Genomic DNA, 23,209 nt, shown 5'->3' on the forward strand with positions numbered 1-23,209 from the left:
CTTATTAAAAAACTCTGGAATGGTAAATATAACAGTTTTGAGAAATTAAGTTCCGGTTAATTGAGATTGATACAGGTTTATATGAAATTATAAGAGTGAACTCAGTATAGTTGATTAAACTAAAAAACCAGCCAATAATCTGTTATTTTATCGAAATACGGTTATGAAATAATTGAAAATTTTGGAAATTATGTTGGAAGAGATGCTAGTATTTGTATGAGCTGCACTCCCCTGCAGATTTCAATAAAACAAAAAAACCCGGTGGGAACCGGGTTTCTGCTATAATATATTATTCTTCTTTTTTCTCTTCTTTCTTCTTCTTTCCGGGAGCCTTACGGTTAATCCTGATTTCCTTAGCCTCACTGTCGAAATCAACCTCCAGTACATCACCGTCTACTAATTCACCTTTTAGAATTTCTTCAGCAATTGGATCTTCCAGGAATTTCTGAATCGCACGTTTTAACGGGCGGGCGCCGAAATTAGCATCATATCCATTCTCCGCTATGAAATCTTTTGCGGTATCGGTAAGGGTAACTGCATATCCAAGAGCAGTAACCCTGGAGAATAATGCTGTTAATTCAATATCAATAATTTTAAAGATATCCTCTTTAGACAGAGAATTAAATACGATTACATCATCGACGCGATTTAAAAACTCTGGTGCAAAAGCACGTTTCAGAGCATTCTCAATTACACCTCTTGAATGAGTTTCGGCTTGTAAAGCTTTAGCCGAAGTTGTAAAACCAACGCCCTGTCCAAAGTCTTTTAATTGACGAGCACCGATATTTGAAGTCATGATTACGATAGTATTCCGGAAATCCACTTTTCTTCCAAGGCTATCAGTAAGCTGACCTTCATCCAATACTTGTAACAAAATATTAAATACATCCGGGTGAGCTTTTTCAATCTCATCCAAAAGAACAACTGCGTATGGCTTACGACGAACTTTTTCAGTCAGCTGTCCGCCTTCTTCATACCCAACATATCCCGGAGGCGCTCCAACTAAACGAGACACAGCAAATTTTTCCATGTATTCGCTCATATCAATCTGGATCAGTGCATCCTCGCTGTCGAACATAAAACGGGCAAGCTCCTTAGCTAGTTCAGTTTTACCAACACCTGTCGGCCCAAGGAAGATAAAAGACCCAATTGGCTTTTTAGGATCTTTCAATCCCGCACGGGTCCGTTGAATAGCCTTGGTGAGTTTTTTAATAGCTTCTTCCTGTCCGATAATCTTATCCGCAATTAATTCAGGCATTGCAAGTAATTTCTGGCTGTCGGTTTGCCCGACACGCTGAACAGGAATACCGGTCATCATTGAAACAACTTCAGCAACATTATCTTCAGTTACTGTATAGCGTTTAGTACGGGTTTCTGCTTCCCAGGAAGTCTTGGCCCGGTCTAATTCTTCTAACAGATTCTTTTCAGTATCGCGAAGTTTAGCGGCTTCCTCGTATTTCTGGCTTCTTACAACCTTATTTTTCTCAACTTTAATTTCTTCAATTTTCTGCTCAATATCAATAATTTCCTGAGGGACATGGATATTGGTTAAATGCACTCTTGAACCGGACTCATCTAAAGCATCAATCGCTTTATCAGGTAAAAACCTGTCGGTAATATAACGTGAAGTTAAAGACACGCAAGCATTTATAGCTTCTGGTGTATATGTTACCGCATGATGCTCTTCGTACTTTTCTTTGATTCTATTAAGAATTTCAATGGTTTCATCCGGAGTCGCAGGCTCTATCATCACCTTTTGGAAACGACGATCTAATGCGCCGTCTTTTTCAATGTACTGACGATATTCATCAAGCGTAGTTGCTCCGATACATTGAATCTCTCCGCGAGCCAATGCCGGTTTAAACATATTTGAAGCATCGAGGGAACCTGAAGCTCCACCGGCGCCAACAATTGTATGAATTTCATCAATGAACAGGATTACATCCGGGGACTTTTCCAGTTCATTCATTACAGCTTTCATACGCTCTTCAAACTGACCGCGATATTTTGTTCCGGCCACTAAAGACGCGAGATCAAGAGTTACTACCCGTTTATTAAACAATACACGTGATACCTTACGCTGTACAATTCTCAGGGCTAAACCTTCAGCAATAGCTGATTTACCAACCCCTGGTTCACCGATCAGAATCGGATTATTTTTCTTACGGCGGGAAAGAATCTGAGAAACACGCTCAATTTCTTTATCCCGGCCTACAATAGGATCCAGTTTACCATCTTCGGCAGCTTTTGTTAAATCGCGTCCAAAATTATCCAAAACAGGAGTTTTAGACTTAATATCTGACACCTTTTTAGGCTGACTGAATGAAGATTCCTCTTCACGAAAATCATCGTCTCCAGCTGCAGAACCCGGAAGTTCATCGCGGAAACCATCTTTATTCTGTTCTACTTCTGCTTTAAACACGTCGTAATTTATGTTATACTGTAGTAAAATTTGTGAGGCAATATTATCATCATCCCTAAGAATTGACAATAATAAATGCTCGGTTCCGATCACATCACTTTTGAAGATTTTAGCCTCCAGATAGGTAATCTTAAGAACTTTCTCCGCTTGCTTGGTAAGCGGGATATTTCCCAGATTTACAGTTGTATTACTTGTACCTTTTACTGCGTCCTCAATCGAGCGACGCAAGCGAGGAGTATCAACACCTAAAGTCTTGAGAATTTTTATCGCCATACCATCGCCTTCACGAATAAGCCCCAGCAATAAATGTTCGGTGCCAATATAATCGTGCCCTAAGCGCAATGCCTCTTCTCTGCTGTAAGAAATTACGTCTTTAACACGTGGTGAAAATTTAGCTTCCATTATATAACCTTTCTTCGTCTTAAACGCCCTAATCTATAAATTAGTTTTATAAATAGCTTGGCGTTATTTGTAATAATTTATCAACAATTACGCCATTTTACTCAAAATAGTTTTTCAACCGTTAAGATAATAAAAATTTATGTCAATTGCTCAAAATCCCGATATTTACGGCTCAACTTAAAGTAAAAATGGCAGACGAAAAAATAATTTTTTCCATGGCTGGTGTAAACAAGATTTACCCCCCTCAGAAACAAGTTCTTAAAAATATATACTTATCTTTTTTTTACGGTGCGAAAATCGGAGTCATCGGTTTAAACGGCTCTGGAAAATCTTCACTGTTGAAAATCATTGCCGGCTTAGATAAGTCTTATCAGGGGGAAGTAGTTTTTTCTCCTGGTTATACGGTAGGATATTTAGCTCAGGAACCTGATTTAGACCCTGAAAAGACCGTTAGAGAGGTTGTAGAAGAAGGTGTAGCAGAAACTACCGCGGTTTTAAAAGAGTATGAAGAAATAAATGAGCGCTTCGGCCTGCCCGAAGTTTACGAAAATGCAGATGAAATGGATAAGCTCCTTGCGCGCCAGGGAGAACTTCAGGATAAGATTGATGCAAGCGGAGCCTGGGAATTAGATTCGAAGCTTGAGAGAGCAATGGATGCCCTTCGCACTCCGGATCCGGATAGTAAAATTGCCACATTGTCAGGAGGTGAGCGCAGAAGAGTGGCTTTATGCCGGCTTTTACTTAAAGAACCTGATGTTTTATTGCTTGATGAGCCAACCAACCACCTTGATGCAGAGTCCATCGACTGGCTGGAGCAATTTCTTAAACAATATAAAGGAACTGTAATTGCTGTAACACACGACAGGTACTTCCTGGATAATGTTGCCGGATGGATACTCGAACTGGATCGTGGGGAAGGAATTCCATGGAAAGGGAATTATTCTTCATGGCTCGAACAAAAATCAAAACGCCTGGCTCAGGAAGAAAAAACGGAAAGCAAGCGGCAGAAAACTCTCGAGCGCGAGTTGGAATGGGTAAGAATGGCACCAAAAGCCAGACACGCTAAATCAAAAGCGCGCTTAGCGAATTACGAAAAAATGGCCTCCGAGGATGGCAAAGAAAGAGAAGATAAGCTGGAACTATTCATTCCGCCAGGCCCCCGTTTAGGCAATATTGTTATCGAAGCCAATAATGTAAGCAAGGCATATGGCGACAAAGTCCTATTCGACAATCTGAACTTCTCCTTACCCCCTGCAGGTATAGTAGGTATTATCGGACCCAACGGCGCAGGTAAAACCACCCTGTTTCGCCTGATAACCGGTCAGGAAACCGCTGATGCCGGTACGTTTAAGGTGGGAGAAACTGTTGCTCTTGGTTATGTAGATCAAATGCATAATGATTTGGATCCCGAAAAATCTGTTTGGGAGAACATTACAGGTGGCAATGAAACTATTTTACTCGGAAATAAACCTATCAATTCCCGGGCATATGTATCTAAATTTAACTTTAACGGGGCCGATCAGCAGAAAAAAGTAAGTGTATTATCGGGTGGAGAACGTAATAGAGCTCATTTAGCTATCACTCTAAAAAAGGATTCTAACGTTTTATTACTGGATGAGCCGACCAATGATATAGACGTAAACACTTTACGGGCTCTGGAAGAAGGACTTGAAAACTTCGCAGGTTGTGCAGTAATTATTTCCCACGACCGCTGGTTCCTGGATAGAATTTGCACCCATATCCTTGCTTTTGAGGGAGATTCACAGGTTAATTTTTTTGAGGGAAACTATTCAGAATACGAAGAAAACAAAAAGAAGCGTCTGGGCGATTCTGCGCCTAAACGCATCAAATACAAAAAATTAATTTTGTAAAATTTCTGACTGGCTGTCTCCTTCCTAATAAAGGGGACAGCCATATACAGGCCCAGAAAGTAACAATTCAATTACGGGCATCGATTGTATAATTTCCCTAGGCCCTTTAATTAGTTTAAGCAGGTAAAATAGTTAAATTCGTTCAACTAACTATTTATATGCATCGCAGAAAATTCATACAGCACACAGGCGCCGCTATGGCGGGAGCTTTACTTTCCGACAACTTATTTGCATCCACATTAAAACTTCCTAAAAAACGAATAGCCATGGTAGGCACAGGCCACCGTGGCACAGGTATGTGGGGAACAGACGTAATTAAAGAATACGCTGACAGTGTAGAATTTGTGGGATTATGTGATAAAAATTCAGGCAGGGTTGCCACAGCAAAAAGAATGATGAACCTGTCTTGCCCAACTTACGTGGATCTGGATAAAATGTTGAAAGAAACAAAACCAGAGATCCTGATTGTGACCACAATGGACAGCACTCACCATGAACAGATTGTGAAGGGTCTTGAAGCGGGGGCGGATATTATCACAGAAAAACCAATGACCACCGACGAAAAGAAATGTCAGATGATTCTGGATGCAGAGAGAAAAACCGGCAAAAAAGTTCATGTCACATTCAACTACAGATATTCACCGCACAGACAAAAAATCTATGAACTATTACACAACGACTCTATAGGAAAAGTTACCTCGGTAGATTTCCACTGGTACCTGGATACCTCCCATGGTGCAGATTATTTCCGCCGGTGGCACAGAAAAAGGGAATTTGGCGGTTCCTTATTAGTGCACAAAGCAACGCATCACTTTGATTTGCTGAACTGGTGGCTGAACTCTGATCCGGAAGAGGTATATGCGTACGGAAAACTTGAGTTTTACGGAAAAAATAATTCGTTCCGCCATACTCATTGCCGGCCATGCCCCCATAAAGACCAATGTAAATTCTACTTCGACATTACCAAAGACAAACGGTTGATGCAATTGTATGTCGACAATGAAAAATACGATGGTTACCATAGAGATGGTTGTGTATGGAAAGAGGATATTGACATCTTCGATAAAATGGCTGTACAAATAAAATACGCCAACGATGTTCAGGTAAGCTACTCGCTCACTACTTACTCGCCATATGAAGGCTACCGGATTTCATTTAATGGAACCAAGGGAAAACTGGATGCATGGATCCATGAAAAGCAGCCCTGGGAAATGGAGAAATATGATGAGATACAACTAACAAAAAACTTTGGCAAAACCGAATACATCAGAATTGACAATACAGAAGCGGGCCATGGAGGCGGTGACGCACGCTTAAGAAAACAATTGTTTAATCCAGGGGCCGACCCCTATAAACAAGGAGCAGGAAGCCGCGACGGGGCAATGTCATGCCTAATAGGAATTGCCGCCAGAAACAGTATAGATAAAGGCGAACCCATAAAAATTAAGAAATTAACTTCTTTAGATCCGCATCCAACCCGCGGGCAGGTATAACAAAAAAAGGGAGATGCGATGGCATCTCCCTTTTTCATTATATTTTTCAGACTTCGCTAAATTCATTCTTGTTTGCCTCAGGTATGCTCAGATGGTTTCATTAAACCATTTTTCAATCTCGTCCAAAATTTTCTGTGAATTTGATGGAGTTAAAAGCTCATGGCCTTCGTCGAATAGTACTACCTTGTGTTTAACATTCAGTTGAGCCAGCTTTACACCCAGGTCATTCGCCTGTTTAACAGGCACAATGTCATCCCGCAAGCCATGCAAAATTAATGTAGGTTTAGATAGAGAATTTGCCCTAAGTAAGGGACTCGCCTGAACAAACAAGGGGAAATTTATCTGATTAAATTCCGCACCCAGAAACAGTTGAACAGCAGCAGCCTGCTGAAGCCCGATTCCCTGGGTATCAGTAAAATTTGCAGGACCAGACGCCGAAACAACCGATTTAATTTTATCATTAACATTATATCCATAAGTATAAAGGAGAGCCAGATGAGCCCCCGCACTTACACCGATCAACCCGAATTTATCTGATGAAATATTCCATTCGGAAGCTTTTACCGATACATAATTTACTACTGCCCCAATATCTGCCTGCTGAGCAGGGTGTATATTATTTTCCGCAGTTCCTGCTAAGCGGTAATTCATATTGATCACGGCAAAGCCCTTATCCCGGAAATATAATGATTGCGCTGTATATTCGTTTTTATCCCCATCAGACCAGGCGCCTCCATGAAGAAGAATAATTACTTTCGTGTTGGCGGCCCTTCCTTGCGGAAGATAAACATCCATCCTATTTTTCTGATCTGCCCCGTAAGAAACATCCGTCATCACACCGGCCTTCAAAGGCTCGTGTTGAACATCATTTTTTTTACATGAGGCAACACTAACAACGAATAAGAAAAGAACCAGTCCCTTTAAACCTCGAAATACCATTGATAGACGCTTTAAACTTAAAGTTAAGACAAAGGAATGTAACAATAATTTATAATTAAACGTTATTCATATTAAAGACAGTTATAACTGATTGTTAATATGTTAACAAAAAAACAATATGCATTTAATTAATTAAAATATATCTTTATTAAACCACATAAATTGCTCGGAGGCATATATGGTTATTAAAAACGAAAACCCAAACTTAATCTTATGACCTGGAAAAAATTTAGTGGTGAAATTATTCAAAGTCCAATTTTAGAAGAAGTAGAATACGCTATTGAAAGAGAATCAAAGCTTGGTAATAAACTAAAAGTTTGTATAGGTACAGACTCGCAGGTGAAAGGGAGTTATACCGACTTTGCTACCGTTATAGTATTTATAAGAGAGAAAAAGGGTGCTTTTATGTTTATCCACCAGGAAAAGAGCACCAGAAAAATGAGCATTAAAGAAAGAATGCTATCTGAGGTTCAAAAGTCGATTGAAACCGCTTATGCTTTATGCGATCTGCTTGACCTTTATGATGTGGACCTGGAAGTTCATGCAGACATTAATACTAATCCTATGTTTAAATCCAACCAGGCTTTGCATGAAGCCATGGGATATATTCTTAGTATGGGATTCGTATTCAAAGCTAAACCGGAGGCCTTTGCCAGTTCTACATGTGCAAATAAGATGGTTCAATAAAAAAACGCACCTGGTCACTAAATATCTTTTAATATTTCAAGGACCCTTTCATAGGACATATCCCGGGCTTTTTTATTAGCCTCTGATGCTTCAGGATCCTGCCCGGCTCGGAAAAAGCCATGCCCTGCCTCATCGTAAATTTTATATAAATATTTTTTTCCTGCTTCTTTCATAGCCTTTTCAGACTCCGGAATAGTAGCATTTACACGCTCATCATTGCCGCCATAGAATCCATACACCGGAGCTTTAATTTTCGCAGCTGATTCGGCATCGGTTACTCCGGTTCCGTAAAACACTAAAGCGGCTGCTAAATCAGGCTGATTCACAGCATACGTAAACGCCTGCCCTCCGCCCCAGCAAAAACCAATAACAACAACTTTTCCGTTTGCAGCAGGAATCTTTTTGGCATAATTAAATACGCTGTTCAAGTCTTCGGTTACTTTTTCCTGTTTTAAAGCATATAAGGCTTTAGTTGCATCATCCGGGGTCTTGAAATCAGAAGTTTTACCTCCGTCGGGGCCCATTCCGGAAAGCAAATCCGGAGCAATAGCAATGTACCCGGCTGCCGCAAGCTGATCTGTTACACTTCTGGCCCAATCGTTAAGTCCTTTATTTTCATGAATCACAATTACTACAGGAACTTTTTTACTCGCTTCGGGAAAAGTGATAAAAGAATGCAGCGTTCTGTCGCCTGCTTTTGTTTGAATCCATTCCTGATGACGGGGAGAATTTTTTAAATGCCGGTCTACCCATTCCTGCGCATGAGAAGAAGCTGCAAACAGACTAAATACGAAAACAATAAGTAACTTTTTCATGGTATATAAGATGAGATGTCAGACGAAAAATTTAATTCAGGAAAGTTTTACTCCGCTGGCTTTCCAAACAGGAACATTATACAATATAATAAAATTGTAATTGCTTTCTTTTGCTTGTTCTCAAATTCTGCTAAAACTTGCAGATATGATCCCCAGGGAGTTAAAAAGACCCAGGTTCGGAATTATCTGCAAGGCTTAAAAGCAATTTCTTTGCCGAACTTTACGCAGCAAAATTATCTTCATCAATACCCTCTGCAATAGTTTCCACGCTTGCGGCAGTTTGGGAATCATCTTTTTCAACTCTCAAATTTTTAACAATGTGTTGCTGCCTGTCGGGAGTATTTTTACCCATGAAATATTCAAGCAATGAATGTATGTTAGCGTCTCTGAGGATTACCGGCTCCAAACGGATATCCTTGCCGATAAATAAACCAAATTCATCTGGTGATATCTCTCCCAGCCCCTTAAATCGTGTAATTTCAGGTTTACTTCCAAGCTTTTCTATTGCCCGGTTTTTCTCTTCTTCGTTATAACAATAAATGGTCTCTTTCTTATTTCTTACTCTGAATAATGGAGTTTGTAAAATAGAAACATGCCCGGCCTTTACCAGGTCAGGGAAAAATTGCAGGAAGAAGGTCATCATTAATAGCCTGATGTGCATGCCATCCACGTCGGCATCAGTAGCTATAACAATATTGTTATACCGTAACCCTTCCAATCCGTCTTCAATATTTAAAGCATGCTGCAGCAGATTAAACTCTTCATTCTCATAAACTACTTTTTTAGTAAGACTAAAGCAGTTTAATGGTTTTCCCTTTAAACTGAAAACAGCCTGAGTCATTACATCCCGCGACTTGGTAATCGATCCACTGGCCGAATCTCCCTCCGTAATAAATAATGTTGTATCCTGTTTCCGTTCATGGGTATCATCAAAATGCAGTTTACAATCGCGGAGTTTTCTATTATGAAGAGATGCTTTTTTTGCCCGTTCATTAGCAAGCTTTTTAATTCCTGCAATATCCTTACGCTCACGCTCCGATTGAAGTATCCGCTTTAATAAAGCATCGGCAGTTTGCGGTTGTTTATGAAGGTAGTCATCTAAAGCCTTCTTTAAAAAGTCGACGACGAAAGCGCGAACAGATGGCCCTTCGGGTCCGATATTCTGAGAACCAAGCTTGGTTTTGGTTTGCGATTCAAATACAGGCTCCTGAACTTTAATCGCAATTGCCGAAACAATTGAAGCCCTGATATCGGAGGCATCAAATTCCTTCTTATAGAATTCACGAACAGTTTTAACCACCGCTTCCCGAAACGCTGCCTGGTGTGTTCCACCCTGGGTTGTATGCTGTCCGTTAACAAAAGAATAATACTCTTCTCCGTACTGCTGGCCATGCGTCATGGCAACTTCAATATCTTCCCCTCTAAGGTGAATTATCGGATAACGTATGTTTTGGGCGTCTGTATTTTTTTCCAGTAAATCATGGAGGCCTTTTTCAGAAAAAAACTTCTGCCCGTTAAAATTTATAGTCAGACCAGAATTCAGGAAAACATAATTCCAGATCATGTTTTCAATAAACTCGGGAATATAGCGGTAATGCCTGAAAATCGTCTCGTCGGGGATGAAAGAAATTGCCGTCCCATTTCTTTGGGTGGTATCCTTCTCCGGCTCATCACGAACTAGTTCTCCCTTATTAAATTCGGCTATTTTAGTTTTTCCATCCCGATAGGACTGAACAACAAAAGTTGCCGACAGGGCATTTACTGCTTTGGTACCTACCCCGTTTAACCCGACAGATTTTTGAAAAGCTTTTGAATCATACTTTCCGCCGGTATTTATTTTGGATACGCAATCAATAACCTTTCCCAGTGGTATTCCGCGGCCGTAATCACGAACAGAGACTTTATGATCCGAGATGGTAATTTCGATACTCCTGCCCGCTCCCATCACAAACTCATCTATTGAATTATCTACAATCTCTTTTAGCAGAACATAAATTCCATCATCATAAGCGGATCCGTCACCTAACTTCCCGATGTACATACCAGGACGTAAACGGATATGTTCCTTCCAATCGAGGGAGCGGATACTGTCTTCACTATAATTAACTTCGGCCATTTTATAAGAGATAATTCAGGTTGAAATAATCAACCAGCAATATACAAAACTAAAATTTTATGAATTCATATTTTCCTTTATCCTCAAAATTCAACGGCACGTCCTAAAGTCTGTACAAAAAAAAGATAATCTCTGCCTTTAAAATGAGCCTTTGTATAACATTTATTACAACCATGGTTAAATCCGCAGTTTTAGAATTTTTAATTTATTTGAATAGAACCTGCATTTAAGGCCTATTAACTAAGATTTGATGCTTCTGTAAAAATCTTTGGTACGATAATGGGATAGAGTATTTCAGATTAACGAAATGAGATGACAGTAGTTAACAAAATAAAAATCCCAGATGAGTCTAAAGAAAAAGGACAGGATTGGGAAAATCCATCGAATCCTGAAAAGGCTGAAGATCAAAGAGATTTGGAACAACTTCTTCGTCAGAAACATGAAGCAGAGCGCAGAAAAAATAACTTAAGCGATTCTGAAGAAAATGAAGAAAAAAGCAGTTAAAACCTAAAACGCACAGAATTATGAAAAAGCAAAGCCAAACCGCAATTATTAAATTAAGCGAAAGATTCGACAAACAACTATTGAATATTTTATCAAAAGAATTGGATTCGTTAAAATCTGCAAAAAATAATATTATTAATACTTTAAGACCGAAATCTGATGATGGATTACTCGTTGCTTAAAAAAATATTTTTCTAATTACGAAATTACACAATCGTTCTTTTTCCCTCAGTTAAACAACAAGAAAAATAGTCCTGCCAAAAAGCAGGACTATTTTTTTTAAAACGCTGATACTAAATGAATCAACTATTTTTTAAAAAACTAATTACTTTTCAGAGAAGAAAGAAGCAATATATTCGTTAGAACAAATGACAATGAAAAGCGTAGATACAATTATGGGATTACCAATGCGAATAACTTTTAACGATAAAGATTATGTCTATTATATAAATAACAGCTCCGCCATTAATAAATCGACCACAGAACTTCAAATTGTATTAAACGGTGAGAATGTTGATCTGATTAAAGATGAGCGAAAAGTTTGGGTGCAGAAGGGCGGTGCAACACTTGATCCTGAATTTATTCAGGCCCTGGGCCGATCCGTATCTTTACGATTCAGAATGTAATTAATCTCAAAGATTTAAAAAAGCTTTAAACGAAAATAATTATCGAAAAATGTTATTCTAATAATATTTGTACTTAATTTGAACCTTTTAAGAACGTTTCCGTAGAAAAGGAAATTTATGCAAATAATTATTTCAATAATGATTGTCGGATTACTTTGGATGATTTATGATCTCATAAATGCGCCCGAAGTAGATGAAGATGAAAATTTTATTGTTCCCTTAAACGAAGAGGACTTAGATGAGGAAATCGAAGAAACTCGGCCTGAGGAAGCCGGGGTAACACATACTAATGCATCTAAAAATAAATAAGCTGACCTTATAAATCTACCCCGATTTAAGAGGAGAAAACCTCAATAACAAAGCTTTAGAATTACACTTATTCAGAATTTTAAATGTAACAACAATGATACATCGAAATTTTTAGATATTTAAAACTAAAACATCGGTTATTTCTTGACGATCTCTTTTTTTTCGGAGAACAAAATGAAAAATGTGATAAGGCATTTTCATCGTCCATATTATATATTTTTATAAAAATTGAATTACCCACCTGCAATTTTCCTGCTTTCTGCAAGGTTTTTAAAATCATTACTTCCCTGATATTTTCATAGCCCATAAAAATTCAAGAAAAAGGTGTACAAATTTTAATTGAATTTTTGCTGTATTTCAAAAAATAAATCAGAAATAAATAGTTGCAGTAATTGATATTGTTTATTAAATTCATTCACTCAACCCCCTAATCCTAAAACGCTTATGAACAAGTTCAGCTACGCACAACCTGGTGAAAGCACTCAGCCGGAAGTACATCATTTTAAAAATTTTAGAGTTTCCTATCAAGAATATGATGGTTCTGTTTTACACGGATTCGTTAAGCAAGTAACGTTCTATGATTATGAAGTGTATGTTCAGGAAAAAGGTGTGATAATACATTGTATTAAAGACGAAAACGGATTGTTAACGTGTGCCCTCAATAGCAACAGAAACCCACCCTGGGTGGATGGTATTAGTAAAGAAATCGCAAAAAGAATATTGGTTTAAGTTTCTCGAAAAGACGTTCAGAGAAAATTGCCTGTAAAGTATTTCCTGTAATTTAATAATCAAGGCTTTTAGTTGATCTGGGAGCCTTGCTTATTTATACGGCAATAGCTACAATGTCTGTATTGTTTAATCGTTTAGCGAATCAATACCTTGTTCTTTAAGTCTTGCTAATCCCTCTTTCATTTGGTTAATCTGCTCGGCGGGATGTCCCTGCCAAATTGTAACTTCTCCTACAACTTTAAACGGATAAGCTGAACGATACGATTTTGTTGGATTACCCGGGAATTTTTTATCTGTTAAATCAGGATCATCTTCAATTGCTCCGGTTGGTTCCACTAAAAAGATCCTTTCCCGTCCTTCCCCAAGGGCGAGTTCAGCACCCCATATAGCCGCATCTAATGTCGCTGTCAGGAAAATGTATTTCGCATTTTTTCTCTGTCCGTAGTTCGAGTTGAAACCAGCATTGATCAGGTCTCCAATTTTCAGGTCAGCCTTTGTCCCGTGAAAGTATGTCTGAGCAAAAGGGCTTTGAAAAGATTTATTGTCGCTTTTGTTTTGTTCCATTGTCGCTTATTTTATGTCCGAATGGTTTTTTTAATCCGCAGACCAATTTTTTCTTAGTAATTCTTCAGTGCATTCTATCGAATTTACAGATTCTCTTCGCCGATGGCTAAAATAATTGCAGAAAAACAACTGCACAAAACTATTGTAAGAATCCGTCTAATGTTTGGCCAATCTCCTTCAATAAACCTAATGAAAACTCAAACTTACCTGTATGGTTATGCCAGGTATTGGTCGCTTTATCCTTATAGATATGATACTCTGTCTTATACAGTATAAGTTTAACTTCTAACCGTTCAGGAGTGGCAACACTGCTCTCTAAAAATGTATTGTACTTTCTAAATTCATATTCTACCACAAAGTCTCTCATGTCGCGAAATTATCTTATTTATCGGATTGTATGAATCTTATATTATGAAACTCTAAGAATTTAATAAAAAAATGAATGGTACGTCAGGAACCATCCGTAAATAAAAACGACTATCCTTTTAACAATGACCAGAGCATCATTTTACATATGACTTCATTCCAATGAACATTCAAAATACTCAATGATGCCAGACGTATTTAAGCACAAAAAAAGCCGGCTTAGCCGGCTTCATATAATTGTGATAAGGAAAATTCTTAAAGGTTGCTAATTGTATAAGTTATCACCATTCCATAATCCTGAGCCGGAGCGTATGTATAACCAGGATTTACTTTATAGTCAATTCCTATTGAAGCAGTACCTCTTGCATTTTTAGCTGCAGATGTTCCGCTTAATGATGCCGGAACAGTTGATAAGGTAGAATAAGAAGGATTGCCGTTTAATCTGAACTGTATAACTGAAGCAGGCATCGCAGTTGGTGAGCTACCGGTAAAATCTGCTGTATTCGCATTCACATTCACAAACCATGGTTTATTTGACTTGTATGTCAGGCTAACTGCATTTAAAGTTTCTATACCTGCATCAATTTTAGCGATACTATTAAAATCAAAAGTATTTGAGGCGCCACTGGTTACTGCCAGATCAAGTACTTCCGAAATTTTAACTGCGAACGAACCCGTAGGAGCTGCTGTGCCTAACTGAGCTTTGGCAGCATTCGTAAAAAGTAAAGATCCTGCTAAAAAAGAAATTGCAAGTAATGTATTTTTCATATCCGTTATTTTAAGTTAAAGTTTTGAGAGCGTTAACTTAATTTAACTGTTTTGTATGTATTCAATCGCTGTACCAAAAGGCAAAACGAGTTTTAAAGCCAGATCAGACCTGTTTCTAAATAAACTACCGGGAATAACGGGGGCGTTTTTTACGCATATGTGGGGTGGATGTGGGAAAAGAAATGCCCCGGTTATACAAAAAATGCCAGTGATGCCAGCAAAAAAAGAAAAAGTGATTAACGCAGATTTTGACAACAATCTAGTGTTCAAGTTAGACTAAGTTTCCTATATTGTCAGTATAACCATTGTAACCATGAAAACGAGTTTGATCATTGGAAACAAACCCTGATTATTAATTTAAATTGAAAAGGCTGTCTCCGATTCTTATTAAGCGGACATTTGTAACAGCGCTTTATTATGGATAAAAAATAGATTATATGAAAAGATTTCTTCTCCTTACGCTTGGCATTTTTACGCTTCAAAATTTACAGGCTCAAAACACATCAGGAATAACGAATAAAACAGATACCGGCTATACCACGTATTCGGCCTATAAGAATACTGTAAAAACTCATCCAGGAATCAAAATAGTAAAGGAAAAAAAGTTTAAAAATGTAAAAGAGAGACGGGACCTGACCTATTGCACTATACTGGGCAGACAGCTAAAAATTGACGCTTTTTTAGCAAAAGGCCGTAAAAAAGCACCCGCAGTATTAATTATACATGGTGGCGGCTGGCGAACTGGAAGTCGTTCCCAGCATTACCCATTGGCTCAGCATCTGGCAAACGCTGGATATTCCAGTTTCACTGTAGAATATCGCCTGTCTACAGAAGCACTTTACCCTGCCGCAGTCTATGATATAAAAGCAGCCTTAAGATGGATGCGTGCAAACGCCTCAAATTTAAAAATAGACACTTCCAGGATTGCCGTATTAGGATTCTCTGCAGGAGGCGAGCTCGCCGCTTTTGTTGGAGCTACCCAAAATATCCCGAAATACGAAGGCGATAATTGCCATAAAGAATTCTCCAGCAACGTTCAGGCAATTGTAGACATCGACGGAACTCTTTCATTTGTTCATCCGGAATCTAGTGAGGGTAATGACAGCCGGTCAACCTCGGCCGGAACTTATTGGTTTGGCTATTCTAAGAAAGAAAACCCTGCCTTATGGGCCGAAGCCTCTCCCCTAAGCCATGTTGAGAACCAAAAGGCTCCAATTTTATTCCTTAACAGCTCGGTTGACAGAATGCATGCAGGAAGAGAGGATTTTAGAAAAGTGCTGACTCAAAAAAACATTTATTCCGAAGTTCAAACGTTTAAAGACTCCCCGCATTCTTTTATCTTGTTTGAACCATGGTTTAAACCCTCTGTTGACTATATAGTAACTTTTTTAAATAAAGTATTTGTTGTTAAACCGCGTTGATTTGATGCATCTTCTGTAAGCAGGAAGATAAAGCCGGTCATTTATTCTCGATGCTCATGGCTTCCCTTATGCTGTTCAAATATTTCACTTTCACGACTACTGTATTTGCCATAAAATCATGTATTGCTCTTTGTCGTGTATTTGTGAACAAGACGAGCAATTCACTGGTCGTCCATATCAGTGATGTCCATTTATGAATCACAAAAAGAAAGGGAGCGAAGGTCTTTATATATTTCGATTTTTCTTTCCAATTCAAATTTTCGTAATAGTGGTGATCAATTTTTGAAAGAGCAATTAACGTAAGGGTTATAAAGCAAACTGACAGTAAAAGTGTTATGCTTTCCCTTAAGATAGCCTCCTTCCAATCAACATCTGATCCATCAATCTTGAGGATTTTAATTCCTGAAATTAGTTTTCCCGGAGTTCCCCCATAGCGTTTTACCAGATAGACACTAAACCAAAAAAGGAAAGCAAAATTTGGAATAAATGTAAAGTAATAAACATTCGTTCCCACTCTATTTATGTATAGAATTAGAACATAAAAAGGAGCGAGAATAAGTAAATCTAATAGGGCAGAACGCAGTCTAACAGAAAAGCCGGCATAAATATTTTCAGAAATGCCATCGATTATCAATGGTATCTGTTGTTGTTTTTCCATCATAAGTATTGAAGCCGTATTATTTCAGCATTATCACTTTGTTTCCATCATAAAGGCCTATCCCATCATTCTGTGAGAGAAAAGCAAACCTGTCTTTATCAAGAATAGTGATCTTTAATACATTCATTGGTGAACCCACTGCGTCTGGCTGTCCATTTTCCCATTGAAGCTGGGGCTTTACAATTAATTCCCAGTTTTCAACTTTAGATAAGTCCCGTGACGTATTCCCTTTGAACATTCCGTTTTGAGAGTAGAAATAAATAGAATTAGTAAATTTGTTAAACGTTGCGGGACCGATATACTCCCCATTTAACATTTTGCGCATACCTTTATCATCAGGCTCTCCTTCATGAATAGTGCTTTCTAATAAAGTAAATGCCTTCAGATTCTTAAATCCAATAATTGTCCCCTTTGTGAACATATGCTGAAGTCCTGCAGATAAATAAACTGAGGAGGAATCTTCAAAGAAAGATCTAACCGGCCAAAGGGAAATTTGGAACGTATTAAGAGTTGATGTTAAAAAATTCTTACTGGTCGTTTCAAAAACATACAAATTACCTCCCCATTCTCCGTAGCCATAACCTATCCAAATACGGTCTTTTTTATCGATATAGTAACAATATGGTTTTTCCCAGAATTCCTTTGGCCGAATTTGGTCATTAAGTGAGCTGCCAGAAAAATATATCCGGTCGTTTCCAACGTCTATGATTCCCTTGTTTGTTATTGCATAGCAACGGTTTTTTGAGTCAAATAAAATTCCGTAATTGATTTCCTTCAACCTGACTATGTCTATCCATGTTTGTGTTTGCCCGTTAAAACTTTTAACCCAGCCATTTTTGTCAGTAATCACCAACCGACCTTGAATATCTGTCGTTATATCCTTTATCTCGGAATAACCACCGGTATTTCTCTTAATACTTTTTCCGCTTTTTACATCAAAAACATCAAGCTCTCCCCTTTCACTGAGAGCCCATATAGCCTTGTCAGTTACGATGAAGTCTTTGTACCGGACTTGAGCAAAAACGGCAAGTTCCACTAAGAAAATGAGAAGGAGCAGCGACAGTGTTTTGTTCATTTTGTGTCGTGTGAAATGGGTTACAAGGGTTAAGTCTTTATGGTTGGACAAATTATATTTCGTTAGCCCTTGTCAGAAGTTTAATATTGCTTACAGAATTAAACCATGTCACCGGTTTCAGAAAAATAGACGGTTTTTGACTAAAAATCGTGCATTTGTTTACCCTTTCTTCAGCTCTTGTTCAGTTATTGTTCAGCTCAAACCGCATTTACAGCCATTTGAGCTGAACAAGGGGTAAACAAGGTATGAACAAGAACTGAACAAAGTGGTAGTAATGTATTAAACAATATATGAGACGCTTTTAAATGACACTTCCCTTGATCTGGTATTTGCCGGTGAATTTATGTCAACTGAATAAGGAGCTTCTTTTGTCAATTACCGGAGAAATATCGATATTAAGTTCTGTGTTCTGCTTTTTCTGTATATAAACCTGGTTTAGTTCCTTGATAAATTTATCCATTTCTTCTGCTATAGTGTATAATTTTTTAGATATCTCTTTTATTTCTTTTTCATCTAAATCAATATCGATTATCAGTCTGGACAATCCCAGCATTGAAGCAACGGGTCTGCGAATAACATGCCCGATATCAAAAATAATCTGTTCAATAGAGGCAATGTAATCTACCAGCGGGGTAATATCACTTGTAGCGCCATACCACAATACTTTTCCGTTATTGTGGTTTTCAGGAGCCGCTTGCATCCAACGCCATCTGATGTGGCCATCAACAATTATCCTGTATTGAAAACTCATTAATGACCGTGTTTTAAAGGCTTCTTTCATCGCATCATTAAATTTAACCTTATCATCATCATGTAATACTTCTCTCAATTTTTCAGCATTTTCTGAGAGTTCATCAAAATCATAAGTATGATTGAAGATGTCGGTCCCCCGGCTTATAAAATGTATTTTAGAGCTTCCGTTTTCTTCAATTTCAAACATATAGGTATTGCCCGGAACCTGACTCGTGATTCTTTTCAGCAGTTGTTCACTTTGTTTAATTTTGTCATCTGCATTTTTACGTTCGGTGATATCATGGCTAATAGACAGGTACTGATAAACTTTCCCGTTCTCATCCAGGAACGGCACAATGGAGGTGTCGACCCAGTATAATATACCGTCTTTTGCCCTGTTGCAAAATTCTCCTCTGAATGGCTTCCCATCTTGCATAGCAAGCGCTAACTCGTTAAAATATTCAGGGGAATGAAAATCAGATGAGATAAAAGTGTAATGTTTTCCCAATAATTCGGCAGCACTGTACTTGTTGATTTTGCAAAAATTATCATTTACAAATGTCAGTTTACTATCCACTCCTGCTATAGCTACGATGTAGTCTAAATCCAATGCGTACTTATAATCTTTTAATTCAGTTCTGTGTTCTCTCGACTCTAAATTTATTTTGATCATTTCAATAAGCATATTAATAAGATGGCGTTCTTCTTTTAAAAACGGGCCCTCATCTGATTCCGGAGCTTTCTGCAAATACACTATTTCAATACTTATCGGAGTTCCGTGTTTAGTTTTCAATTCGACAAGCTGGCTGTTTGAAGATCGTTGATAATTACTGGTTTTGTATTCAATATCAGCGATACAAACACTCGCTGCAGTAATTTCGGGATGTTGCCAGCCCGAAGGAAGAATTTCGGCTATCTGAGGAACCAGATCCTTAATTGAAGTATCATCATTCTGCAAAATACGGCTTAACCGATAGAGCGTTTTCAGCTCTTTCACCCGCTCCTCCAGATCAAGAACTGTTTTAGTAATTAATTTTTCGACTTTCTCCCGTTTTAAAACTTCACGTTGAACTGCAGCTAAACCACTGCGAAGGTGATTGGTGGCGTAATATTGTAAGGCAAGGATGGTGCCGAATGGAATGATGGTGCCGATCCACCTGGTGATGGGATTATGCGTTACTAAGGGAATTGGCAGAAAGCCCTTTATTTCCATGTATGCCAGAAAAAAATCTGTAACTACTGTCAATAATCCTATAGCCAGGCCGCCCCTCCAGCCTAATAAAAATCCAGCAGTTAATATAACGCTGACTTGTGATAAAATGCCCGGGGCCATAATGCCTCCAGCAGTATAACATGGAATGGTAATTAGTAGCCACAACATTATTGTAAGTGCCCAGCTTGCTAAACCTGTGTATCCATAACGGATTAATGTTAGAATAAACACAGTTATAAATATTGAAGTACCCAGAAATATTAACCATCGCTGCCATATTTCAGAAAAAAAAATGAACCCTATTGATACAATGCTACAAATGACCAATGTCCATAAGATAGAAAGCACATACACCATGTAGCTTTTATAATCTTTTTCCTTATCGGGAATAGAAAAGAAGTTGATCATATGTGATGTTTTTGAGGGTTGTTTGCTTTCAGCGAAGGGTTAAGCATTGCTGCTGTTAGAGAATACCAGTATTTCGCTTTCAGGTTAATACTAAATTAATTAAAAAGACAGAGATTCACTTCACCCCGGGCATAAATATCCTGATGCCGGCGACTAGCTGTTTAGCTTATTCTAATCTTTTCAATTCTATCTGCGATAGAGTGACAGTGGACAATATTTCCGGGGAACCCAATGATTCTTGTTTCTATTTCAAATAATTTGGTCGCTATAACTTGTTTGCCTTCCCGGTCTGTTTTTAAACGGAATATATGGGGAGTATAACTCTTATACGTATCCCGCAACTCTTCATTATTATTGACACCCATAGGGTCCCAATATTTCCATAAGATTTCATCAATCCTATCATAAAGCTCATTGAATTTATATATTGTCATCGGTAGAATGAAATTTTATGTAAGGGTCCTGATATTCACTAGTCGTCTTTAGAATAGCACATAACCTTAAGGCTTGTTGCTATTGTTGAATAATAGTTTTCTGCTTTCAACCTATTTTTTAAAGTTTTTCAAGTCTCCTTATAAGAATTGAAGATTTTGTGGAACTAAGGAAATAGCCAACTGATTAAAAAGAGTATCAGCACTACAATAAGAATAGGTAGAATCAAGCCCCGGCCTCTGGCAAAATTCAATTGATATCCCATCATCCCCACTCGCTTTGGAACTAAAGCTCTGGGATCAGGAGGATTATAATAGAAAATCCCCCATTTATAATTACTGATATTATCAATTGGGTCCATAACTCTGTTTTAGCAGATAAATTAAAGGTAGGTTGTAGCGTAATATTTGCAAAAACATTTGTTTGCCCGACAGAATTCCATGGTTATTTTGTGTATTTTAAAACAACACCTCCTGTCAAAAGCTGTTGTGTAGAAACAAGAGATAAATTCTTAGAAGACATTCTCTGTCTGAACAAAGGTCGCCCACTCCCCAAAATTACAGGGGCGATTCCGATACGATATTCGTCAAATAAATCATCGTTGATAAATGTCTCGGAAAGGTTAGCGCTGCCAAACAGATACATATCTTTTCCACTCTGGCCTTTTAATTTAGCAATTTCAGCAGAAGCATTTTCTTTAATTAAGGTAGAGTTATTCCAGTCAACCGACTTTAATGTTTTAGAAAAAACGAGTTTGGGTATTTTATTCATCAGGTCGGCAATTTCACCTTTTTCTTTTGTCCAATGAGTTGCCATTCCTTCATAAGTTACTCGTCCAAAAACGAGATAGTCTGCTGAATTTAATTGTTCAATGCTAAGTTTCTCAAGCTCTTGTCCCCAAATGTTGTGAAAAGGTAAGTCCCAATTTTGGTCGCCTTCAAAATAACCATCCAGGGTAATGATGTTCCACATTATCAGTTTTCTCATAGTATAATCGATTTTAGTCCGTCAATATCAGTATTGCTTTATGAATGTTTTTAACAAAGCCGCTTAACATCAATGTTTAGCCATATGCACAAATCTTCAATTAAGCATCTCTGTGGATGTTTTAAAAAATCTTAATTGGTATTTGACTCAGAATGATGCATAAACATAGATACGAACAATAAAACTGAATGCAAAATCATAATATGTGCATCAGAAATATTTGCATGTGAGTATTAATTGGACACCCTTTAAACAAAATCAACGGAATCCAAATAATTTAAAACAAAACAAATCATGCATGGTCTTTAATATAGTTTTTATCCGGTCGGATGGCCGAGTGGGAAGGCACATATCCGCAAGATCTTTTACATTGGTTCGAATCCTTTTCCGACCTCAAAGCCCAGGCATTTTGCCTGGGCTTTTTTATTCTGGCTCATTAACCCAGGAATATCAGTAGAATAAAACCAATCAAAAAGGATTTTCAAAGAGCTTATCTTACAGGATTTCCCAGTGGGCGGGGGCGATAATTTCTTTCCGTATGTTAAGCGCCGGCGCGGGACTAGTAGAGCTTATATTAGGGTGAGACAAGGGTAAGACAAGGTAATACAAAAGTCAGGGATAAAGTATAGATAAGGTATATATAAAGTATATATAAGGTATCGTTAAGGTATCCTTTATAAGATATACTTTACCTTTGTTTTTTGCGTATGATTATTTCTTATTATCTATTTATCAATGGATAATACAGTATCACTATGGCTATATTAAAGGGCAATATGAATAGAAAATGCTTGTTCTGATATCAGCCTGATATAATCTGTCGGAATTCAGACGGATATGTTACTTTCTCCTGCTCTAAATAAACTACCTGAACCTTAAGGAAAGTTATTTAAATGGAATTAAGCTATCGTCAATTTCAATTATAGCTTTTTTGCTGTACTTCTTGTTTGTATACCTGTTATTCAGACTACTCTGAGAAACTCTAACACAACCAAGCTGATATCTGTAACCCTGCTGAAGAAATACTCGTAGAAGCAGAAATGGAAATTGCAATCTATTTGATGCTTGTTGTCTTTTTTTTTATGATTTATGATTTGGTAAATGCACCAGCTGTGGATGAAGATGAAAATCTGTTATTCCTAGATGCCGAAAATACAGAAGTAACAGATTTCAAGTACGAGAAAGTTCGTTCTTAATGCCCCTTTTTTTCTTGTACTGCAAATGATGTGCATTTGATTTATTTATAAGCTTTCGTTGCTTGTAAACAATAAGCTTATTCTATTAATCCCGGTTTATATTCATCGGGTTAAAATAAACCCCGATACTTTGATCTCGCCTGTTTTTAGCAGCTAACTGACTGAGGGCTTTAGCTCCCGAAGTTTGTGTTATTGAAAATGAGCAAAAAGTATTTTTTGAACTAAATGTAACCTTCTCTTTCTGAGCCCGTAAAACATCCGGAAAAATTCTCTCATGGTCAATTTGAGGAATTATTAGCCCCACAATGAGGCAATATTTTACCTGTCGAAATTTCTCAGTCCCTTCTCACTGCATTCTGGCGCATATTTTCCACATGGCGGGGAATTTGCAAACCCCCTAACAATATTTTTCAGAAGAACGCAAAAGGAACGCTTTATTTTTCGCTCCAGTCATTCTTCAAAAGTTTGTTTTTTTG

23 protein-coding genes and 1 tRNA gene are annotated in these 23,209 nt (G+C 37.9%); 11 read left to right on the forward strand and 13 right to left on the reverse strand.

Annotated features, from left to right (window positions below; all coding sequences use genetic code 11):
- Nucleotides 1-289: 289 nt before the first annotated feature.
- Nucleotides 290-2,824, reverse strand: a complete 2,535-nt coding sequence (locus WG906_RS08555; protein WP_339992155.1) for an ATP-dependent Clp protease ATP-binding subunit — start codon at nt 2,822-2,824, stop codon at nt 290-292.
- 188 nt (nt 2,825-3,012) lie between these two features.
- Here WG906_RS08555 and ettA point away from each other — a divergent pair, with 188 nt between their 5' ends.
- Both ettA and WG906_RS08565 read left to right on the forward strand, forming a co-directional pair.
- Nucleotides 3,013-4,695 carry an energy-dependent translational throttle protein EttA gene (gene ettA, locus WG906_RS08560; RefSeq protein WP_339992156.1) on the forward strand — a complete coding sequence of 561 codons (1,683 nt, stop codon included), beginning with the start codon at nt 3,013-3,015 and terminating at the stop codon, nt 4,693-4,695.
- A gap of 158 nt (nt 4,696-4,853) precedes the next feature.
- Nucleotides 4,854-6,188, forward strand: coding sequence for a Gfo/Idh/MocA family protein (locus WG906_RS08565; protein WP_339992157.1), 1,335 nt, complete (start codon nt 4,854-4,856; stop codon nt 6,186-6,188).
- A gap of 87 nt (nt 6,189-6,275) precedes the next feature.
- Here the strand turns inward: WG906_RS08565 and WG906_RS08570 are convergent, their stop codons facing one another.
- Nucleotides 6,276-7,127: an alpha/beta fold hydrolase gene (locus WG906_RS08570; RefSeq protein ID WP_339992158.1), complete on the reverse strand. Its 852-nt coding sequence runs from the start codon at nt 7,125-7,127 to the stop codon at nt 6,276-6,278.
- 213 nt (nt 7,128-7,340) lie between these two features.
- On the opposite strand from WG906_RS08570, the gene WG906_RS08575 reads away from it, so the two are divergent.
- Entirely contained in the window at nt 7,341-7,814 is a 474-nt protein-coding gene (locus tag WG906_RS08575) for a ribonuclease H-like YkuK family protein (RefSeq protein WP_339992159.1), read from the forward strand.
- 17 nt (nt 7,815-7,831) lie between these two features.
- On the opposite strand, the gene WG906_RS08580 is transcribed toward WG906_RS08575, so the two are convergent.
- Entirely contained in the window at nt 7,832-8,629 is a 798-nt protein-coding gene (locus WG906_RS08580; protein ID WP_339992160.1) for a dienelactone hydrolase family protein, read from the reverse strand.
- Nucleotides 8,630-8,849: 220 nt separating this feature from the next.
- The gene (locus tag WG906_RS08585) at nt 8,850-10,745 is read right to left on the reverse strand and encodes a DNA topoisomerase IV subunit B (RefSeq protein ID WP_339992161.1); all 1,896 of its coding nucleotides are present in this window, start codon (nt 10,743-10,745) and stop codon (nt 8,850-8,852) included.
- A gap of 312 nt (nt 10,746-11,057) precedes the next feature.
- On the opposite strand from WG906_RS08585, the gene WG906_RS08590 reads away from it, so the two are divergent.
- The 5 genes from WG906_RS08590 to WG906_RS08610 all read left to right on the forward strand — a co-directional run bounded on the left by WG906_RS08590 (nt 11,058) and on the right by WG906_RS08610 (nt 12,913).
- Entirely contained in the window at nt 11,058-11,249 is a 192-nt protein-coding gene (locus WG906_RS08590; RefSeq protein ID WP_339992162.1) for a hypothetical protein, read from the forward strand.
- Between the two features lie 20 nt (nt 11,250-11,269).
- Nucleotides 11,270-11,431 (forward strand): hypothetical protein, encoded by a 162-nt coding sequence (locus WG906_RS08595; protein ID WP_339992163.1) that lies wholly within the window; start codon nt 11,270-11,272, stop codon nt 11,429-11,431.
- Nucleotides 11,432-11,623: 192 nt separating this feature from the next.
- On the forward strand, nt 11,624-11,875 hold the full coding sequence (locus WG906_RS08600; RefSeq protein ID WP_339992164.1) for a hypothetical protein: 252 nt from the start codon (nt 11,624-11,626) through the stop codon (nt 11,873-11,875).
- 117 nt (nt 11,876-11,992) lie between these two features.
- Nucleotides 11,993-12,184, forward strand: coding sequence for a hypothetical protein (locus tag WG906_RS08605; protein WP_339992165.1), 192 nt, complete (start codon nt 11,993-11,995; stop codon nt 12,182-12,184).
- 444 nt (nt 12,185-12,628) lie between these two features.
- The gene (locus WG906_RS08610; RefSeq protein ID WP_339992166.1) at nt 12,629-12,913 is read left to right on the forward strand and encodes a hypothetical protein; all 285 of its coding nucleotides are present in this window, start codon (nt 12,629-12,631) and stop codon (nt 12,911-12,913) included.
- 126 nt (nt 12,914-13,039) lie between these two features.
- Here WG906_RS08610 and arr read toward each other — a convergent pair whose 3' ends face one another.
- The 3 genes from arr to WG906_RS08625 form a co-directional block, all read right to left on the reverse strand.
- Nucleotides 13,040-13,477, reverse strand: a complete 438-nt coding sequence (arr, locus tag WG906_RS08615) for an NAD(+)--rifampin ADP-ribosyltransferase (RefSeq protein WP_339992167.1) — start codon at nt 13,475-13,477, stop codon at nt 13,040-13,042.
- 139 nt (nt 13,478-13,616) lie between these two features.
- Nucleotides 13,617-13,844 (reverse strand): hypothetical protein, encoded by a 228-nt coding sequence (locus WG906_RS08620; protein ID WP_339992168.1) that lies wholly within the window; start codon nt 13,842-13,844, stop codon nt 13,617-13,619.
- 254 nt (nt 13,845-14,098) lie between these two features.
- A complete protein-coding gene (locus WG906_RS08625) occupies nt 14,099-14,611 on the reverse strand; it encodes a hypothetical protein (protein WP_339992169.1) in 513 nt (170 codons plus the stop codon).
- A 437-nt stretch (nt 14,612-15,048) separates the two neighbouring features.
- Here WG906_RS08625 and WG906_RS08630 point away from each other — a divergent pair, with 437 nt between their 5' ends.
- On the forward strand, nt 15,049-16,032 hold the full coding sequence (locus tag WG906_RS08630) for an alpha/beta hydrolase (RefSeq protein ID WP_339992170.1): 984 nt from the start codon (nt 15,049-15,051) through the stop codon (nt 16,030-16,032).
- A 37-nt stretch (nt 16,033-16,069) separates the two neighbouring features.
- Here WG906_RS08630 and WG906_RS08635 read toward each other — a convergent pair whose 3' ends face one another.
- From WG906_RS08635 to WG906_RS08660, 6 genes are all read right to left on the reverse strand, one after another.
- Nucleotides 16,070-16,693 (reverse strand): RDD family protein, encoded by a 624-nt coding sequence (locus WG906_RS08635; RefSeq protein ID WP_339992172.1) that lies wholly within the window; start codon nt 16,691-16,693, stop codon nt 16,070-16,072.
- A gap of 16 nt (nt 16,694-16,709) precedes the next feature.
- A complete protein-coding gene (locus WG906_RS08640; protein ID WP_339992173.1) occupies nt 16,710-17,765 on the reverse strand; it encodes a ligand-binding sensor domain-containing protein in 1,056 nt (351 codons plus the stop codon).
- Between the two features lie 346 nt (nt 17,766-18,111).
- The gene (locus tag WG906_RS08645) at nt 18,112-20,118 is read right to left on the reverse strand and encodes a PAS domain-containing protein (RefSeq protein ID WP_339992174.1); all 2,007 of its coding nucleotides are present in this window, start codon (nt 20,116-20,118) and stop codon (nt 18,112-18,114) included.
- Between the two features lie 161 nt (nt 20,119-20,279).
- Nucleotides 20,280-20,552, reverse strand: a complete 273-nt coding sequence (locus WG906_RS08650) for a hypothetical protein (RefSeq protein ID WP_339992175.1) — start codon at nt 20,550-20,552, stop codon at nt 20,280-20,282.
- 164 nt (nt 20,553-20,716) lie between these two features.
- The gene (locus WG906_RS08655; RefSeq protein WP_339992176.1) at nt 20,717-20,911 is read right to left on the reverse strand and encodes a hypothetical protein; all 195 of its coding nucleotides are present in this window, start codon (nt 20,909-20,911) and stop codon (nt 20,717-20,719) included.
- An 83-nt stretch (nt 20,912-20,994) separates the two neighbouring features.
- The gene (locus WG906_RS08660) at nt 20,995-21,537 is read right to left on the reverse strand and encodes a dihydrofolate reductase family protein (protein WP_339992177.1); all 543 of its coding nucleotides are present in this window, start codon (nt 21,535-21,537) and stop codon (nt 20,995-20,997) included.
- A gap of 323 nt (nt 21,538-21,860) precedes the next feature.
- On the opposite strand from WG906_RS08660, the gene WG906_RS08665 reads away from it, so the two are divergent.
- Nucleotides 21,861-21,931 (forward strand) — tRNA-Cys (locus WG906_RS08665).
- Between the two features lie 646 nt (nt 21,932-22,577).
- Nucleotides 22,578-22,733, forward strand: coding sequence for a hypothetical protein (locus tag WG906_RS08670; protein WP_339992178.1), 156 nt, complete (start codon nt 22,578-22,580; stop codon nt 22,731-22,733).
- Nucleotides 22,734-23,209: the final 476 nt, after the last annotated feature.

This window comes from Pedobacter superstes, from assembly GCF_037622515.1.
Classification (GTDB): Bacteria; Bacteroidota; Bacteroidia; order Sphingobacteriales; family Sphingobacteriaceae; genus Paradesertivirga; species Paradesertivirga superstes.

What these genes read in the sequence shown, in the direction of transcription:
- WG906_RS08625 (WP_339992169.1), bottom strand. Translation starts at nt 14,611, where the DNA reads ATGAAAAATACATTACTTGCAATTTCTTTTTTAGCAGGATCTTTACTT.
- WG906_RS08650 (WP_339992175.1), bottom strand. Translation starts at nt 20,552, where the DNA reads ATGACAATATATAAATTCAATGAGCTTTATGATAGGATTGATGAAATC.
- WG906_RS08670 (WP_339992178.1), top strand. Translation starts at nt 22,578, where the DNA reads ATGGAAATTGCAATCTATTTGATGCTTGTTGTCTTTTTTTTTATGATT.
- WG906_RS08565 (WP_339992157.1), top strand. Translation starts at nt 4,854, where the DNA reads ATGCATCGCAGAAAATTCATACAGCACACAGGCGCCGCTATGGCGGGA.
- WG906_RS08600 (WP_339992164.1), top strand. Translation starts at nt 11,624, where the DNA reads ATGAAAAGCGTAGATACAATTATGGGATTACCAATGCGAATAACTTTT.
- WG906_RS08660 (WP_339992177.1), bottom strand. Translation starts at nt 21,537, where the DNA reads ATGAGAAAACTGATAATGTGGAACATCATTACCCTGGATGGTTATTTT.
- WG906_RS08640 (WP_339992173.1), bottom strand. Translation starts at nt 17,765, where the DNA reads ATGAACAAAACACTGTCGCTGCTCCTTCTCATTTTCTTAGTGGAACTT.
- WG906_RS08635 (WP_339992172.1), bottom strand. Translation starts at nt 16,693, where the DNA reads ATGATGGAAAAACAACAACAGATACCATTGATAATCGATGGCATTTCT.
- WG906_RS08610 (WP_339992166.1), top strand. Translation starts at nt 12,629, where the DNA reads ATGAACAAGTTCAGCTACGCACAACCTGGTGAAAGCACTCAGCCGGAA.
- WG906_RS08605 (WP_339992165.1), top strand. Translation starts at nt 11,993, where the DNA reads ATGCAAATAATTATTTCAATAATGATTGTCGGATTACTTTGGATGATT.
- WG906_RS08585 (WP_339992161.1), bottom strand. Translation starts at nt 10,745, where the DNA reads ATGGCCGAAGTTAATTATAGTGAAGACAGTATCCGCTCCCTCGATTGG.
- WG906_RS08595 (WP_339992163.1), top strand. Translation starts at nt 11,270, where the DNA reads ATGAAAAAGCAAAGCCAAACCGCAATTATTAAATTAAGCGAAAGATTC.
- WG906_RS08555 (WP_339992155.1), bottom strand. Translation starts at nt 2,824, where the DNA reads ATGGAAGCTAAATTTTCACCACGTGTTAAAGACGTAATTTCTTACAGC.
- WG906_RS08645 (WP_339992174.1), bottom strand. Translation starts at nt 20,118, where the DNA reads ATGATCAACTTCTTTTCTATTCCCGATAAGGAAAAAGATTATAAAAGC.
- WG906_RS08575 (WP_339992159.1), top strand. Translation starts at nt 7,341, where the DNA reads ATGACCTGGAAAAAATTTAGTGGTGAAATTATTCAAAGTCCAATTTTA.
- WG906_RS08620 (WP_339992168.1), bottom strand. Translation starts at nt 13,844, where the DNA reads ATGAGAGACTTTGTGGTAGAATATGAATTTAGAAAGTACAATACATTT.
- WG906_RS08655 (WP_339992176.1), bottom strand. Translation starts at nt 20,911, where the DNA reads ATGGACCCAATTGATAATATCAGTAATTATAAATGGGGGATTTTCTAT.
- ettA (WP_339992156.1), top strand. Translation starts at nt 3,013, where the DNA reads ATGGCAGACGAAAAAATAATTTTTTCCATGGCTGGTGTAAACAAGATT.
- arr (WP_339992167.1), bottom strand. Translation starts at nt 13,477, where the DNA reads ATGGAACAAAACAAAAGCGACAATAAATCTTTTCAAAGCCCTTTTGCT.
- WG906_RS08630 (WP_339992170.1), top strand. Translation starts at nt 15,049, where the DNA reads ATGAAAAGATTTCTTCTCCTTACGCTTGGCATTTTTACGCTTCAAAAT.
- WG906_RS08580 (WP_339992160.1), bottom strand. Translation starts at nt 8,629, where the DNA reads ATGAAAAAGTTACTTATTGTTTTCGTATTTAGTCTGTTTGCAGCTTCT.
- WG906_RS08570 (WP_339992158.1), bottom strand. Translation starts at nt 7,127, where the DNA reads ATGGTATTTCGAGGTTTAAAGGGACTGGTTCTTTTCTTATTCGTTGTT.
- WG906_RS08590 (WP_339992162.1), top strand. Translation starts at nt 11,058, where the DNA reads ATGACAGTAGTTAACAAAATAAAAATCCCAGATGAGTCTAAAGAAAAA.